The organism is Indolivaga alginatilytica (assembly GCF_003201355.1).
Classification (GTDB): domain Bacteria; phylum Bacteroidota; class Bacteroidia; order Bacteroidales; family Dysgonomonadaceae; genus Dysgonomonas_A; species Dysgonomonas_A alginatilytica.
Genome location: NZ_QICL01000038.1, coordinates 25,859 through 41,587, shown reverse-complemented (window position 1 = coordinate 41,587; position 15,729 = coordinate 25,859). Strand labels below are relative to the sequence as shown.

General features: G+C 36.5%; 11 protein-coding genes and 1 tRNA gene. 8 read left to right on the top strand and 4 right to left on the bottom strand.

Features of this window, described 5'->3' with window-relative positions:
• Positions 1-150 precede the first annotated feature (150 nt).
• Positions 151-786, bottom strand: a complete 636-nt coding sequence (locus tag CLV62_RS19270) for a leucine-rich repeat domain-containing protein (RefSeq protein ID WP_146212799.1) — start codon at positions 784-786, stop codon at positions 151-153.
• A 134-nt stretch (positions 787-920) separates the two neighbouring features.
• Between CLV62_RS19270 and CLV62_RS19265 the strand changes: the two genes are divergently transcribed.
• The 7 genes from CLV62_RS19265 (at position 921) to CLV62_RS19235 (ending at position 7,671) form a co-directional block, all read left to right on the top strand.
• On the top strand, positions 921-1,328 hold the full coding sequence (locus CLV62_RS19265) for a DUF1493 family protein (RefSeq protein WP_110312406.1): 408 nt from the start codon (positions 921-923) through the stop codon (positions 1,326-1,328).
• An 80-nt stretch (positions 1,329-1,408) separates the two neighbouring features.
• A complete protein-coding gene (locus CLV62_RS19260; RefSeq protein ID WP_110312409.1) occupies positions 1,409-2,377 on the top strand; it encodes a polyprenyl synthetase family protein in 969 nt (322 codons plus the stop codon).
• A gap of 15 nt (positions 2,378-2,392) precedes the next feature.
• Positions 2,393-3,166, top strand: a complete 774-nt coding sequence (locus CLV62_RS19255) for a TatD family hydrolase (RefSeq protein ID WP_110312405.1) — start codon at positions 2,393-2,395, stop codon at positions 3,164-3,166.
• Between the two features lie 340 nt (positions 3,167-3,506).
• Positions 3,507-3,593, top strand: a tRNA-Ser gene (locus CLV62_RS19250).
• Between the two features lie 255 nt (positions 3,594-3,848).
• A complete protein-coding gene (gene rluF / locus CLV62_RS19245; protein WP_110312404.1) occupies positions 3,849-4,880 on the top strand; it encodes a 23S rRNA pseudouridine(2604) synthase RluF in 1,032 nt (343 codons plus the stop codon).
• A 308-nt stretch (positions 4,881-5,188) separates the two neighbouring features.
• Positions 5,189-6,211, top strand: coding sequence for a LacI family DNA-binding transcriptional regulator (locus CLV62_RS19240; RefSeq protein WP_110312403.1), 1,023 nt, complete (start codon positions 5,189-5,191; stop codon positions 6,209-6,211).
• Between the two features lie 137 nt (positions 6,212-6,348).
• On the top strand, positions 6,349-7,671 hold the full coding sequence (locus tag CLV62_RS19235; RefSeq protein WP_110312402.1) for an MFS transporter: 1,323 nt from the start codon (positions 6,349-6,351) through the stop codon (positions 7,669-7,671).
• A 97-nt stretch (positions 7,672-7,768) separates the two neighbouring features.
• On the opposite strand, the gene CLV62_RS19230 is transcribed toward CLV62_RS19235, so the two are convergent.
• Positions 7,769-9,958: a glycoside hydrolase family 97 protein gene (locus CLV62_RS19230; RefSeq protein ID WP_110312401.1), complete on the bottom strand. Its 2,190-nt coding sequence runs from the start codon at positions 9,956-9,958 to the stop codon at positions 7,769-7,771.
• 555 nt (positions 9,959-10,513) lie between these two features.
• On the opposite strand from CLV62_RS19230, the gene CLV62_RS19225 reads away from it, so the two are divergent.
• Positions 10,514-11,092 carry a hypothetical protein gene (locus CLV62_RS19225; RefSeq protein ID WP_110312400.1) on the top strand — a complete coding sequence of 193 codons (579 nt, stop codon included), beginning with the start codon at positions 10,514-10,516 and terminating at the stop codon, positions 11,090-11,092.
• 78 nt (positions 11,093-11,170) lie between these two features.
• Here CLV62_RS19225 and CLV62_RS19220 read toward each other — a convergent pair whose 3' ends face one another.
• Positions 11,171-13,267, bottom strand: coding sequence for a glycoside hydrolase family 97 protein (locus CLV62_RS19220; RefSeq protein ID WP_110312408.1), 2,097 nt, complete (start codon positions 13,265-13,267; stop codon positions 11,171-11,173).
• Between the two features lie 228 nt (positions 13,268-13,495).
• The gene (locus CLV62_RS19215) at positions 13,496-15,592 is read right to left on the bottom strand and encodes a glycoside hydrolase family 97 protein (RefSeq protein WP_110312399.1); all 2,097 of its coding nucleotides are present in this window, start codon (positions 15,590-15,592) and stop codon (positions 13,496-13,498) included.
• Positions 15,593-15,729: the final 137 nt, after the last annotated feature.

Sequence of the window (15,729 nt, the reverse complement as noted above, 5' to 3'; positions counted from 1 at the left end):
GGATATAAGAATCAAGGGTTTAGACCAATTAAAAAGCGTTGGGTCATTGAGCCTACTTTTGCATGGTTTGATTATAACAGAAGGTTATGCCGAAACTATGAAACAACTTTTGACTCTGCCGAAGAAATGGTCAAAATTGCATCTATAAAATTATTGTTGAATAAAATTTAAACAGACTCTTATATTATTGGAAACATTTAAATTTTCCAAACAATCGTTATTCTCAAGACGAAGTTCTTTCAAGTTTACACAACCTGAAAGATCCAACTCTTTTAACGAAGAACCAGCCAAGTGAAGTTTAGTTAAATTTGGATTACTTGGCAAATCTAACTTTACAAGATGAGCAAAATAAAAACGTAAATCTTCCAGAGAGAGATTTTGAGATAAATCAACCTCTACGGTAGAAGGCAAATAAGAAGCTCCCAACAACTCCAACTCTTTCAAATTATTAAACCTCCTACAATCAAGTTTACCAGAAAATCGGCTGGTCACTCTAAGAGAAATAATCCTTCTTGGGAGAGCATCATCATAATAAATATCAATACGATTATGAGGAGGCCCAGCTAGTTCTTGTAGCCAGTCTTCAGATTCATACCAACGAAGAGTATCTGAAGCACTTAAGCCGGCAGCCTCGAAGTTATACCGATCATAAACAGAACCACTTGACTGTTGCCTCAGAAACTGACGCAACCCCTCCTTATCATCTTCATGATAATTTTGGGCAAATACACTTAGTTGAAACATGCTACAGATAAGCAGCATTGCGCATAATAATAGTTTTTTCATAAATTGATTATTAGTTAGTAAATAAAAGATGTTAAATGTATGACCTAAAATTTAATATCTCAATAACAAAAAACTCATCTTTTTCTATATATATTTGTATCTTACAAAGATAAACCTGACTTATAAACATTATAATGGGAAATAAGGATCTAGAACAACTCATTCTTAAATATTCATCGTACGATCAAAAGATATATGATAACACCTCTATTGTTAGGGACTTGAATATAGAGAGCGAACATGCAAAAGCTTTCATCGAAGCCTTTTCCGAAAAGTTCGATGTGGATATTTCCACTTTTAACTTTCTCAACTATTTCCCTCTGGAAAATGATCTTTCTCATAAGAATTATAAGCATACCGAATTAACCATTGCCGATTTAGAACGAGCCATATTGGTAGGGGAACTCAGCGATGATGTTGTTAATTTTGAAGAAAATGACCCTAACCTTCCGCCAAAGCTGACAACAAAAAATATAATATTAGGAATAGTTCTTGTCCTTGTAGTTTCTTCTTTGCTAGGCATTGTTGCTATCATCATTTAAACTCTCGGGATAAATATATCTCAGCAACTTTTAATTCCAGTAGAAATTATGTACTTTTGAATATCAAATATATAATTATGCTGTATACATTCTCCGACGTACTCAAAAAGATTAATAATGAAGTAAATACCCTTAAATTTGAGGGTAAGCCCGAATCATTATTCGCCCCGATAGATTATATCCTCGAACTTGGAGGCAAACGCGTTAGACCCGTATTAGCCGTAATGGCTTACAACCTATATAAAGATGATATCGAAAAATCGATCCCTATAGCTTTAGGTATCGAAATTTTCCACAATTTCACTCTATTACATGACGACCTGATGGATAGAGCTGATAAACGCAGAGGCAAACCCACCGTGCATATTAAATGGGACGATAATACAGCCGTTTTATCGGGTGATGCCATGCTTATTGAATCTTATAAAGAAATAGCAAAAACTGATCCACAATATCTGCCTGAGGTTTTATCTCTGTTCTCGACTACAGCAACCGAAATATGCTGCGGTCAGCAGCTTGATATGGAATTCGAAAAACGCCTTGATGTATCCATAGCCGAATACCTCGAAATGATACGGCTAAAGACTGCTGTATTATTAGGTTGTGCACTCAAATGCGGAGCCCTTGCAGCAGGATCGAGCCAAGAAGACGCCGAATCGCTTTATGATTTCGGAATAAATATCGGATTAGCATTTCAATTAATGGATGATCTCCTCGATGTATATGGAGACCCCGCAACATTCGGAAAGCGAATCGGCGGAGATATACTTTGTAATAAAAAGACATTCTTACAAATCACAGCTCTTCAACACGAAGACAGCAAAGATCAATTGCTCGATTGGATAAATAAGATAGACTTCGATGAAACTGAAAAGATTAAGGCTGTAACATCCATCTATGACGAACTGAATCTAAAACAGACATCTGCAGATATTATTCACGCATATTACGAAAAAGGAATTGCATATCTTGATCTAGTTAGTGTAGATTATGCTAAGAAAAAGGAATTAAGAGAGCTAGCCAAAAGCCTGCTTACTCGTGACTCTTAACATTCAACAATTAAAATGACCCTAATAGATACCCACTCCCATACCTATGACGAAAGCTTTGATAACGATATAGAAGATATCATAAACAGAGCTAAACAAGCAGGTATAACGAATATTTTATTGCCCAATGTAGATGTAGAAACTATAGATCGGGTTAATAATCTCGCAGAAAAATATCCAGAATACTGCATACCGATGATGGGGCTACACCCGACAAGTGTAACGGAAAATTGGGAATCTGATTTAAAGATAATCAAAGAACAATTTTCTATCCATAAATATATTGCTGTCGGTGAAATAGGAATAGACCTCTATTGGGATAAGTCTTTAGAGAAAGAACAAAGAGCAGCTTTTGAAGAACAACTGCGATGGAGTATCGAATTGAATCTGCCCGTATCGATTCATTGCAGAAACGCAATTAGCGAATCAATAGAATGCATCAAGAATATCGGAGCATCTAAACTTAGAGGAGCTTTCCACAGTTTCGGAGGTTCAATGGCTGAATTGGAAGCGGTACTGGCTCTCGACAATTTCTATCTGGGAATAAACGGTACTGTTACTTACAAAAATTCGACGTTACCTCAAGTGTTGACAGGAACTGATCTTTCGCACCTCATCATCGAAACTGATGCACCCTACCTTCCTCCTGTGCCATACAGAGGAAAGCGAAACGAACCTTCATACACCATTCATATTGCAGCAAAATTAGCAGAGATATACGATGTTACTCCCGAACAGGCAGGTGAAATAACAAGTGCAAACGCAAAAAAACTGTTTTCGATAAACTAAACGGACTATTGTAAGGTCTCAAACCTTTTTATTGCTTTGGTAAGCACAACTGAAATAGCTGGTTATAACTTTTAAGAGTCTGTTTAAATTTTATTGCTTTCTTTTTTTAAGACTTATTTTGAGATAGATTTTACACTTATTACTAGTAGATTCAGCGGGCTGAATCAAGAGGAGTAAGTGAAAAAGATGCTCAAAAGAGCTTAAAAAAGTAGCAAAGAACAATGGCAGCATTTTACAAGAAAAACAGTTCGGTTAAATTTAACCAGACTCTAAAATAAAGCAATAAACGTTTTACATTACTTATATACAAGAAATATTTTTATCTTTGTGCCGTAATTAAGGAGAGGTGGCCGAGTGGACGATGGCGCTTGCTTGGAAAGCAAGTATACGGGCAACTGTATCGGGGGTTCGAATCCCTTCTTCTCCGCTAGATTAAGATAAACGAATAAACCAGAACATCCGTCTTTAATTATATTAAGAACGGGTGTTTTTCATCTTGATAAACTTCTATATTCTTTCATTTTCAAAAAAAGATAGAGAGTACTGAAATAAAGAATATTGAAGATTGATATCTGGCTAGCTCTCAAACCTTTTTTTTATCATTATTGCACATACAAAAGCAATAAAAAGGTCTGTGACCTTAGTATACTTATTTTTGTTCTTACTTTTAGATTTAGAGAAAATGGAATATCGTTTAAATAAATACATCAGTGCATCGGGCTTCTGCTCCAGACGCGAAGCTGACAAATATATAGAAAGTGGTAATGTTACAGTAAATGGTAAAAAAGCTACTATCGGATCTCGTGTATTACCGGGACAGAAAGTGAAGGTGAACGGAGAATTGATTGAGAATAAAGTAGAGCCTGTATATATTGCATTCAACAAACCTGTTGGAGTTGTAAGTTCTACCAATCCGTTGGAGAGAGACAATATCATCGAATTTATAAGACACGAACAACGTATATTTCCTATCGGTAGGTTGGATAAGGATTCGCAAGGATTAATCCTCCTGACAAACGACGGAGACATCGTTAATAAGATATTGCGTGCAGGAAATAATCACAAGAAAGATTACATTGTCACTGTTAATCGCCCGATCACGTCTGACTTCATCACTCGTATGTCGCAAGGTGTACCTATCTTAGACAGAGTGACACGCAGATGCGAGATAGAAAAGATCAACCCTTATACATTCAAAATCTCACTTATACAAGGTCTTAACAGACAAATCAGACGTATGTGTGAATATTTTAATTATGATGTACTCAAACTGGAGCGTATTCAGATAATGAATATCAAACTGGATAAGTTAGGGCAGGGAAACTGGCGTAACCTGACTGCTTCGGAAATGGAAGGATTATTCGACATGCTTGAAGCTTCTGAGAAAACTCCCGCAGGAAAAACGCCATCCAACAGCAACAAGTCTTTTAACAGAGCTCTTGAAGAGCATGATATAAGAACCAATTATAGAAAAGGAAGTCTGGCTGCAAAAAAAGCTACTGCAAACAAAACAGACAAAGATCAGCCAAAGAAATTTACGCTAACTTCTGAAAATGGAGAAGATAAACCAAAACCCAGAAGTAAAGGCAAACCTTCGAGTGGATTGAGGGTGGGAAAACAAAAAATGGCTGCGAATAAACCAAAGACTAAAGCCAAAACCAAATCTGAGCCTAAAAGTAAGGAAAGAGAAGCTCGCAAAGGAACGAAGAAATAGCCTTCATATAAAAACAGTATTTTAAAGTGATTCTAAGAAAATAAGATCTAAGACCTTTTTATTGCTTTGGTAAAAGTGATAACCAGAGACAGTTATAATTATAAAACATGGCAATAAATGTTTCACATTACTTAATATCTGAAAGAAATAGTTACTCTAAGCTGATTTTTTGATTACTTTTATTCCTTACATAATGATTCTTATGAATCATCAATTGACTTTATTATTTTGCAAGTGTCATAAACAAAACAAATAAGGCTAAACAATATGGTAATAAAAACGTTACAATAGTTAATTATTTCTAAACAATGAAAAAAGGACGTATAACGATTAAAGATATTGCCAAGAATCTGAATATTTCTGCATCGACTGTATCCAGAGCTCTAAACAACAATCCCGATATCAGCCTCGAAACTCGGAGAGTGGTACAAGAATATGCAAACGAACATAAATATAAGCCCAACTCCTTGGCTTTGAGCCTTAGAAACAGTCACTCCAATATTATAGGAGTAATAGTCCCCGAACTTGCCAATCATTTCTTCTCATCTGTATTATCGGGAATGGAAACGATTGCCGAAGATCATGACTATCATGTAATTGTTTGCCAATCGTCGGAAGAGTATACAAAAGAAATACGCAATGTTCAGACGTTGATAGAAGCTCGTGTATGCGGAATGCTTATATCTCAATCAAAAACAACAATAAAATACGATCATTTTCAAGAACTGGTTGATAATAATATACCAGTGGTTTTCTTCGACCGCATTTGCACAGGAATAGACTCCGGTAAAGTTGTAGTTGATGATTATTCGGGTACATTTCATGCCGTTGATTATATGATCCAAACGGGATGCAAACATATTGCATTCTTTGGTGCTGCTCCTCATCTCGAGATATCCAAGAATAGAAAAAATGGCTACCTGGATGCATTAAGAAAACATCACATGCCCATAGATGAAGATATTATAAGAATTGCGGATAATAAACAGCTCGGCTACGAAAAAGCTATGGAACTGTTACAATCGGACAACCGACCTGATGCTTTTATGGCAATGAATGATTACACAGCCTCCGGAATTTTGCTAGCTGCAAAAACATTAAAACTTAAAGTTCCCGAAGAAGTCTCTATATGCGGTTTCTCCAACTCTAATATTTCTCAGGATACCGATCCTATGCTTACAACCGTAGATCAGCATCCTCAAAAAGTAGGAGAAGAGGCTATGAATCTGATTTTAGAGAAGGTACAAAATCCCGATAGTACGGATAAGAAAAATAAAATAGTGAAAACCAGTTTAGTTATAAGAGAAACCACACGACCTCTGGTAAAATAGAGTAGTCTGCATAGCTCTAAATAATTTAAAATAATTGGTGATATTTTTAATCACTATAACAACCTCTGGTTGTAACACTTGCCAAAGGAATAGAAAAGGTCTGAGACCTTAATACCTGAACAGAAATATAAGACCTTATGCTAAATAAACCTACGCTCAGATACGGGCAAATCTGGAATATAAACTTCGGCTTTTTAGGTACACAAATTTGTTTTACGCTTGTAATGACAAACACAAGCCGTATATTATCAGCATTAGGTGCAGATACCAACGAATTGGCTTTCTTATGGCTTGCCGCCCCCTTAGCCGGGTTATTTATGCAACCTCTCATCGGCTACTTCAGCGACAGAACATGGACTCGACTGGGACGAAGAATACCTTATATACTGATAGGGCTTGTAGTTTCGGCTATTATGATGTTCCTCATGCCCAATTCGTACATCGTATCACGTATTATGCCTCCCGTACTGGCCGGAGTAAGCATTTTATTCCTCATGCAAAGCGCATTTAATGTAAGCATGCAACCTTACCGATCGTTAGTTGGGGATATGGTCAACAGCAAACAAAGTAATCAGGGATATTCCGTACAGACTATTGTTTCTAATCTCGGTGCTATTGTAGGTTCATGCCTACCCTTTCTGCTTGCCTACATCGGTTTTAGCAATCAAGCGGACGAAGGTCGGGTAGCCGACTCCGTTTCGGTCTCCTTTTATATTGGCATAGGATTTCTTGTACTTACCAATTTATGGACATGTTTCAGTGTAAAAGAATATCCACCCCAATTGTTTGAAGAATACAACAGAAGCGAATCTGCCAACAAAGAAGAAAACGCAACATCTACCGACAACAAGAAAACAATAATCACCATACTTCAATTGTCTATTGTACAACTATTCTCATGGTTTGCATTCTATTACATATGGGTATATGCCACCGATGGAATTGCTGTTACTGTATGGAACACAAGCGACCCTCATTCGGTAGAGTATAATCATGCAGGAAATTGGTTTGGTATCTTAACAGGTGTATACAGCGTTATAGCTGCTATTTTCTCTATTTTCCTACCCAGAATTACAGATAAGTTCGGAAGAAAGAATTTCTATTCATTCTCTCTTGTATTAGGAGGTATAGGAATGCTCTCAATGTTCTTTATTCACGATCAATATTTACTTTTATTACCAATGTTCCTCATTGGTATTGCTTGGGCTATGATATTAACTATGCCTTTTTCGATACTGGCAAATGTAGTACCTTCCAATAAAATGGGATTGTATATGGGACTTCTCAATATTACTATTGTAATTCCTCAGATAGCAGGGGGATTGTTAGGACACTTCCTTTTCGAAAATGTTGCAGGGAGCAGACCTTTTGCCATGTTCCTTGTTTCGGGAGTTTCACTTCTTATAGGAGCTGTATCGGTGATATTTATAAATGATCCGGTGAAAAAGACTTCCAGATAAGCCCCTCAATAAACTAACAATTCATTTACACACAAAGAATATCCCCGAACAGGACATTACCTATTCGGGGATATTTATATTTAAATCTATCTTTTTCTTACAGTTTCTTCAAACCTTTGATTGCAGCTTTATCAGCTTCAATTACGCTGATTGCTAAACCTCCTCCAGGAGCTAAATGTTGAGATAGTTTAGACTTGTTAGTCACAACTACTTTACGGATTTCGTAAGCTTGAGGATTTGTTTTGTAATGAGCATCTTTTGCATCTGCATAGATAGTAGCTACATATACTTTATCGGCATCCAAGAAATCGAATGAGATATTAGAAGTATATCCGTTCTCGCCACATACGCTACCCACGAACCAATTGTTTGTTCCTTTAGCTTTACGAGCTACTGTTACATGATCTCCCGGTTCTGCTTCAAGATATTTGCTGTCATCCCAATCCAAAGCTACATCTTTGATAAATTGGAAAGCATCCATATATTTCTCATAAGTTTCAGGAAAATCGGCTGCCATTTGCAATGGGCTGTACATAGTTACATACAATGCCAATTGATTAGCAATAGTAGTATTTACATGAGATTTATTATCCGGATTATATGCACTTACATCCATTTGGAAAATACCTGGAGTGTAATCCATCGGACCACCAATCTGACGTGTAAATGGAAGTACTGTTGTATGATTTGGTTTGTTACCTCCAAATGCTTGATATTCTGTACCACGAGCCGATTCGTTTCCGATAAGGTTAGGCCATGTACGACATACTCCTGTTGGACGAACTGCTTCGTGAGCATTTACCATAATTTTATAATCTGCTGCTTTTTCAATTGCATACTGATAATGGTTTACAATCCATTGGTTGTAGTGATTTTCTCCACGAGGAAGAATATTACCTACATATCCGCTTTTTACAGCATCATAGCCATTGTCTTTCATGAATTTGTAAGCCTGATCGATATGACGTTCGTAGTTACGAACCGATGCAGATGTTTCGTGGTGCATAATCATTTTTACACCTTTGCTTTTTGCATATTCGCGAATACCCACTACATCAAAGTCTGGATATGGAGTTACAAAGTCAAATACATAGTCTTTAGAGTTACCAAACCAGTCTTCCCAGCCTTCATTCCATCCCTCTACTAAAACACCGTCAAAACCATGCTTAGCAGCAAAATCAATATATTTCTTTACATTGGCAGTAGTAGCACCATGTTTACCATTAGGTTTTACTTTCGAATAGTCAGTTATACCCAATTGTACAGTTGGCAATTCGTCAGTATATGCCCAAGTGCTTTTTCCTGTAATCATTTCCCACCAAACGCCTACGTATTTAACCGGTTTGATCCATGAAGTATCTTCAATTTTACTAGGCTCATTCAAGTTAAGAGTAAGATGTGAAGCTAGGATATCGCGAGCATCGTCACTTACGATAACTGTACGCCAAGGTGAATGGCTAGGAGCTTGGATATAACCTTTATCTCCATTTGCATCCGGTGTTAACCACGATTCGAAAATCATGTTTTTGTCATCCAAATTAAGGTGCATACAAGAATAGTCTATCAATGCAGCTTCGTGAAGGTTGATATACAGACCATCAGCTGTTTTCATCATCAATGATGTTTGAACCCCTGTATTTGAGAATGATGTTTGAGAAACGTTAGCCGTTACCGATTTTTCCATCAAGCCTCTGATTTCAGAAAGTTTAGATGTTGTATAATCGTACTCTTGAGTATCGTAGTCTCCCGGAATCCAATAAGCAGTGTGATCGCCTGCCATTGCAAATTGACTCTTTTCTTCTTTTATGATAAAGTAAGTCAAGTTCTTTTGCTCTGGAAACTCATATCTGAAACCCAGTCCATCGTTAAATAGACGGAAGCGTACTATGATAGTTCTATCTGTTGCTTTTTGATTTAGTGTTACAGCTAATTCGTTGTAGTTATTACGAATTTCTTTTACTTCGCCCCATACAGGTTTCCATGTTTCGTCAAAAGTCGCAGTTTTAGTATCAGCAATCGAAAAACCGTCGTATAGGTTTCCTTCTCCTGTTTTTTCTTTAACCGAAAAATCGTCAAAATCGTTAAGTGTCTTTTGCTCTTTCAGTTCAAGCCCTAACTTACTAGGTTTAATAATATCCTTACCCTTATAAGTTAAGCTATAAGTAGGGACACCATTACCTTGAAGCGAGAACTTCATCGTTAAATTTCCATTTGGAGATTTCAACTCTTGCGCTACTGCCCAATGACTGACAATACACAAACACATCAAAATAATTAATTTTCTCATGGTTTATATCTTTTCATTTTAAGATTAAGGTCTAAGACCTTTTTACTAATTTTATAAGTATTATTACAATTTACAATAGTCAAAAAACCCTCTCTATTTCTTATATACAAAGAAAAGATATTACCTTGTCATATTAACATAAAGCAAATACAAAAAGGTAATACTTGGCTGCAAACGTTTGCAAACGTATGCAAAGATCGATAAAACCCTATGGGTGAACTACGATAAGAGAAACAGACAAAAAAATGAGGAGGGGCATTGGGTTTTACCAAACAGTATCTGAACTTTGGGCTTAACCAATCCAATCAATACTTACAGTTCTACAATTACAATCGCTTATATCAAAGTTTAAATCACAAAACACTTGAACAGCAGCATAAAAAACAGATGGCATAAAAAAACTGATATTAAACATCCAGAATCATGAAATAAATCAAAATATTGAGTATTTTTGAATTACTTAAATAAAAAAATCTGTTAGAAAGAGATAAACTCTGTACTAACAATGGTGAGTACCATAAACAAAATAATATAAATTATTTAAACAAATTAGGTATGACAATTGAATATAATTCCAATCGTTTTTTAAGAATTTCAGATAACTTAGTCACTCAAGATTTGACACCTCCTAAATTGACGATCACTTTTGAAGGAATAAACAAAGAGCATATAAAAATTATATTTCCTTTGGGCATATATAAAACTGGTCTTATCGAAAAGAGAGAAAAAACAAGAGATTATTATAAAGGAGGTCACTCGGACTATAACATTATTGTTGAATATTCAGATGAAAAAAAGGCAACTATTAATGACTTAATAATACCTCAGATACAATCGGGTTCTGATTTTCATTATATAGCTGGAATAATAAGTGATTTACAAAATAAAATTTCAATTATACAAAAAGACCAACTTAATCGTACATTGGAAGAGAATGAATACGATTCAAAAGGGGAGTTGTATAAAACCCGTTTTTATAAATACTTAGATGAAGAAGATATTATAGAAAAGAAAATCATTGATCACTATCTTAGCCGCACTTATCTTCAAAGAATAATAAATAATGAGAGATTGGAGGAGAAAATATTCAGGGAAGATGGATCACACAAGCAAACAAACATATGGAGTTTATGATGAATAGCTTACCTTACCACTATCTCCCCCTGAGTCCCCCTAACATGAACAAAATGGAAGTAGATTAAATTGAGTGCTTCATTTTATACTAATGGCTACACCGCCACTGGGAGCTAGGCGTTGCTTTAATTTAGTTTTGTTAGTAACCGTCATCGTTTTGATCTCATAACTCTGCGGATTTTTTATCCAATCAGCGTCTTTTCCATCGGCATATATGGTTGCTGTGTATTTAGCACCTGCGGGTAAGAAGCTGAAATCGATAATCGCTTCACGTGCGTTTTCGTCGGTGATACCTCCAACGTACCATTCGCTCTTTCCTTTAGCTTTACGTGCAATAGTAATATAATCACCCGGTTCTGCTTCGAGAATATAGGTATTATCCCAATCCACAGCTACGTCTTTCATGAATTGGAAAGCATCAGCAAAACGTTCGTAATTTTCGGGTAAATCGGCAGCCATCTGTAATGGACTATACATAGTTACATACAAAGCCAATTGCTTTACCAATGTAGTACTTAGTTTTGCTTTATTAGAACCATACACCGACAAATCGCCTTGAAATATTCCGGGAGTATAATCCATTGGACCACCCATCAAACGTGTAAAAGGTAGAATGGTTGTATGCTCGGGCTTATTGCCATTGAATGACTCAAATTCGGTTCCACGTGCCGATTCCTGAGCTATCCAGTTGGGATAAGTACGGCTCAACCCTGTGGGACGAACTGCCTCATGCGAATTGACCATAATCTTATGATCTGCGGCTGCTTTTACAACACGTATATAATGATTTACCATCCATTGCCCATCGTGATATTCGCTACGAGGAATAATAGGTCCTACATAGCCCGTCTTTACAGCATCATAGCCATTGTCAACCATAAACTTGAATGCATCTTCCAATTGGCGTTCGTAACTAGCCACCGAAGAAGTGGTTTCGTGATGCATAATTATTTTCACTCCTTTACTTACAGCATAACGGTGTAACTCTTTCACATCAAAATCGGGATATGCTTTTGTGAAGCTATAAATTTCTTCTTTTACGAATGCTGCATTATCTTCCCAACCTTCGTTCCAACCTTCAACTAAAACAGCATCAAAGCCATTTTTTGCTGCAAAGTCTATATAATACTTCACATGCTCGGTATTAGCTCCGTGTGTTCCGTTAGGTTTTATTTTAGAGAAATCTGTTTTACCGATAATCACATCACCAGTATTAGAATATGCCCATGTAGAACCTCCACCTGTAAAGTATTCCCACCAAACACCAATATATTTAGTAGGCTTAATCCATGAAGTATCTTCTATTTTAGACGGTTCGTTCAAATTCAAAATTAGGTTAGATGCAAGAATATCACGAGCATCGTCACTCACTACAATTGTTCTCCAAGGAGAAGTATAACCCGTTTGCAAATAAGCTTTATTACCTCTAACATCTGGTGTTAAATGAGAACTCAATTTAGAGCTAGCTTCTACATTAAGAAACATTGCCGGATAATTTACCAAAGCTGCTTCATGAATATTAATATATAATCCATCACTCGATTTTAGCATCAACGGAGTTTGTACTGCCACATTAGGAGAAGGTGCTTTTGCAGCCAAAGGCTCTTTACGAACCTCATCTATAAGTCCTTCTATTTCGGATAGTTTAGAAGTGGTAATCGGAAATTCGTTCGTATCATAATCGGCAGGAATCCAAAATGCTTTATGATCGCCTGACAAATTAAATTCGGTAGTTTCGTCCTGCAATATGAAGTGTCTCAATTGATCTTGTACCGGAAATTCGTATCTGAACCCTGCCCCATCGTCAAATACTCGAAACCGAATATTTATTTTGCGTTTCGAATCTTTTTGAACAAGCGAAACAAACATTTCTTTATGATTGTCTCTTATCTCTTTATTCTCACCCCATACAGGAGCCCATGTATTGTCATCGTTTTTGTACTGAGTATCAACAATCGTAAAATTTTCATTCATTGGTTTCACCCCTTTGAACAAGAATCCCATTTTACTGTCCTTGATTACAGCCCTATTCTTAAAGTTAAGATTATAAGTCGGTTTTCCCGCTTCATCCAATTTAAAAGATAGAGTAACATTTCCATTGGGAGATGTAATCTTCTGAGCCTTCGCTATCCCTATAACAAGACAAAGACTTAGCACCAGTAGTATTTTCTGCATATTCGTATTATTAGAAAGAGTTATCATGATATTTGAAGTAAAGATAACTTTTTCCACTCAAAATAAATAGAGTAAAAGCATTATCAATACACTATTTCGTTCTATATAAATGTTAATTAATATATTCTTGATCATTATAATCAGACTTGAAACTAAGAAAAGAGGAAGCATACGTAAACATATACTCCCTCTTTTACCATGAAAAAAAAGAACTATTTCCTAGATTGATTATTTTACACTAATAGCAATACCTCCACCCGGGGCAAGTCTCTGCTTTAGTTTTGTTTTATGAGTTACCGGAACACTCTTGATCGTATAACTTTGTGGGTTCTTTTCCCAATCAGCTTCTTTTCCATCAGCATAAATAGTAGCTGTATATTTAGCTCCTGCCGGTAAGAAACTAAAGTCGATAACTGCCTCACGAGCATTTTCGTCTGTTACCCCACCAATAAACCATTCGTTTTTACCTTTAGCTTTACGGGCAATAGTTACATAATCGCCAGGCTCAGCTTCTAGAATATATGTATTATCCCAATCCACAGCTACGTCTTTGATGAATTGGAAAGCATCAGGGAAACGTTCGTAGTTTTCGGGTAAATCGGCAGCCATCTGCAATGGGCTGTACATAGTTACATAGTAAGCCAATTGTTTTACCAATGTGGTGCGTACTCTATTATGATTGTCAGCACTGTAATAAGTAAAATCAGTTTGGAATATACCCGGAGTATAATCCATAGGTCCACCCATCATACGTGTAAATGGCAGAATGGTTGTATGCTCAGGAGGTAAACCACCCATAGATTCAAATTCTGTTCCACGAGCCGACTCTTGAGCCAACCAGTTAGGATAGGTACGATACAATCCTGTTGGACGTACTGCTTCGTGAGAGTTTACCATTACTTTATATTTAGCAGCCAATTTAGCTGTATTTATATAATGATTAACCATCGCTTGCCCGTCATGATGCTCTCCTTTAGGTCTGATTCTGCTTACATAACCAGTTTTTACCGCATTATAACCATTGTCTGCCATAAACTGAAATGCATCTTTTTGGTGGCGCTCGTAATTTGAAACAGAGCCACCGGTTTCGTGGTGCATCATTACTTTCACACCTTTAGATGCCGCATAACGTTGCAATTCCTTTACATCAAAATCAGGATATGGAGTTACAAAGTCAAATAAGTATTCTCTTACCGGATTAATCCAGTCTTCCCAACCAATATTCCATCCTTCAACCAATACCTGATCGAATCCGTTTGCTGCTGCAAAGTCAATATATTTTTTCACGTTTGCAGTATTAGCTGCATGTCTGCCATTAGGAGTTAATTTAGCGAAATCGGTTACTCCCAATTTGATATTGGTTTCATCAGAATATGCCCAAGAGCCTCTTCCTGTAAACATTTGCCACCATACGCCGATATATTTTGTAGGTTTAATCCACGATACATCTTCGTAAGTACAAGGCTCATTTAAATTTACAATCATCCTCGAAGAAAGAATATTACGTGCATCGTCACTCACTACAATTGTACGCCAAGGTGTTTGAGCAGGAGTATTCATATCTCCTTTATTACCGAAAACATCTGGTACAAGATGTGCGCTAAATGCCAATTTCTTATCATCTACATTCAGTTGCATAGCTGGATAATCTACCAATGCAGCCTCGTGAATATTGATATACAACCCATTATCAGATTTCATCATCAATGGAGTTTGCACTGCCAATGTTTTGATTGGGAACTGATCTAATACGTGATGAGTTGCCTCTTTCATGGCTCCTGCTATACCTGTAATTTTTGTTGTAGTATAGGTATATTCATTGGTATCATAGTCTCCCGGAATCCAAAAAGTTTTATTGTCGCCTGCCATATTGAATTCTGTCAACTCTTCTTTTATGACAAAAGTGAATAGGTTTTCTTGTTTCGGAAATTCATATCTGAACCCTAAACCATCATTGAAGAGTCTGAATCTTATATTAATCATTCGATTATCCTGAGTCAGATTCACAAACATCTCATTATAGTTGTTACGGATTTCTCTTTGCTCGCCCCAAATAGGCTCCCAAGCAGTATCTTCTGAACTGTATTGAACATCTGCAACTTTAAAGTTTTTGTCGAGTTGCTCTGTACCCGATGCAATAGCAAATCCTAACTTACTTTCCTTAATAACATCTTTTGTTTTATAGGTAAGCTTATAAGTAGGAACGCCTTGGTCAGTCAATTGAAAATTAAGAACCAGATTTCCATCCGGCGACTTTAGCTCCTGAGCCTGTATGATTCCGCACAGGAAGCACAAGCCAATAAGTAAAAGGGATTTTTTAAACATATCTATTATTTTTGATTTTGAGGTCTCAAGGTCTCAGACCTTTTTATTATTGTGAGTTAATCGTAGTACAAAAAAAGCTTATTTAACTCTGATTTACATTGAGTAATAGTGTCTAACTAACAATAAAAGGTTGCAAA

Excerpts from the sequence above, each read along its gene's own strand:
- CLV62_RS19270 (WP_146212799.1), bottom strand. The coding sequence starts at position 786 with ATGAAAAAACTATTATTATGCGCAATGCTGCTTATCTGTAGCATGTTT.
- CLV62_RS19230 (WP_110312401.1), bottom strand. The coding sequence starts at position 9,958 with ATGAGAAAATTAATTATTTTGATGTGTTTGTGTATTGTCAGTCATTGG.
- CLV62_RS19235 (WP_110312402.1), top strand. The coding sequence starts at position 6,349 with ATGCTAAATAAACCTACGCTCAGATACGGGCAAATCTGGAATATAAAC.
- CLV62_RS19220 (WP_110312408.1), bottom strand. The coding sequence starts at position 13,267 with ATGCAGAAAATACTACTGGTGCTAAGTCTTTGTCTTGTTATAGGGATA.
- CLV62_RS19225 (WP_110312400.1), top strand. The coding sequence starts at position 10,514 with ATGACAATTGAATATAATTCCAATCGTTTTTTAAGAATTTCAGATAAC.
- rluF (WP_110312404.1), top strand. The coding sequence starts at position 3,849 with ATGGAATATCGTTTAAATAAATACATCAGTGCATCGGGCTTCTGCTCC.
- CLV62_RS19240 (WP_110312403.1), top strand. The coding sequence starts at position 5,189 with ATGAAAAAAGGACGTATAACGATTAAAGATATTGCCAAGAATCTGAAT.
- CLV62_RS19265 (WP_110312406.1), top strand. The coding sequence starts at position 921 with ATGGGAAATAAGGATCTAGAACAACTCATTCTTAAATATTCATCGTAC.
- CLV62_RS19255 (WP_110312405.1), top strand. The coding sequence starts at position 2,393 with ATGACCCTAATAGATACCCACTCCCATACCTATGACGAAAGCTTTGAT.
- CLV62_RS19215 (WP_110312399.1), bottom strand. The coding sequence starts at position 15,592 with ATGTTTAAAAAATCCCTTTTACTTATTGGCTTGTGCTTCCTGTGCGGA.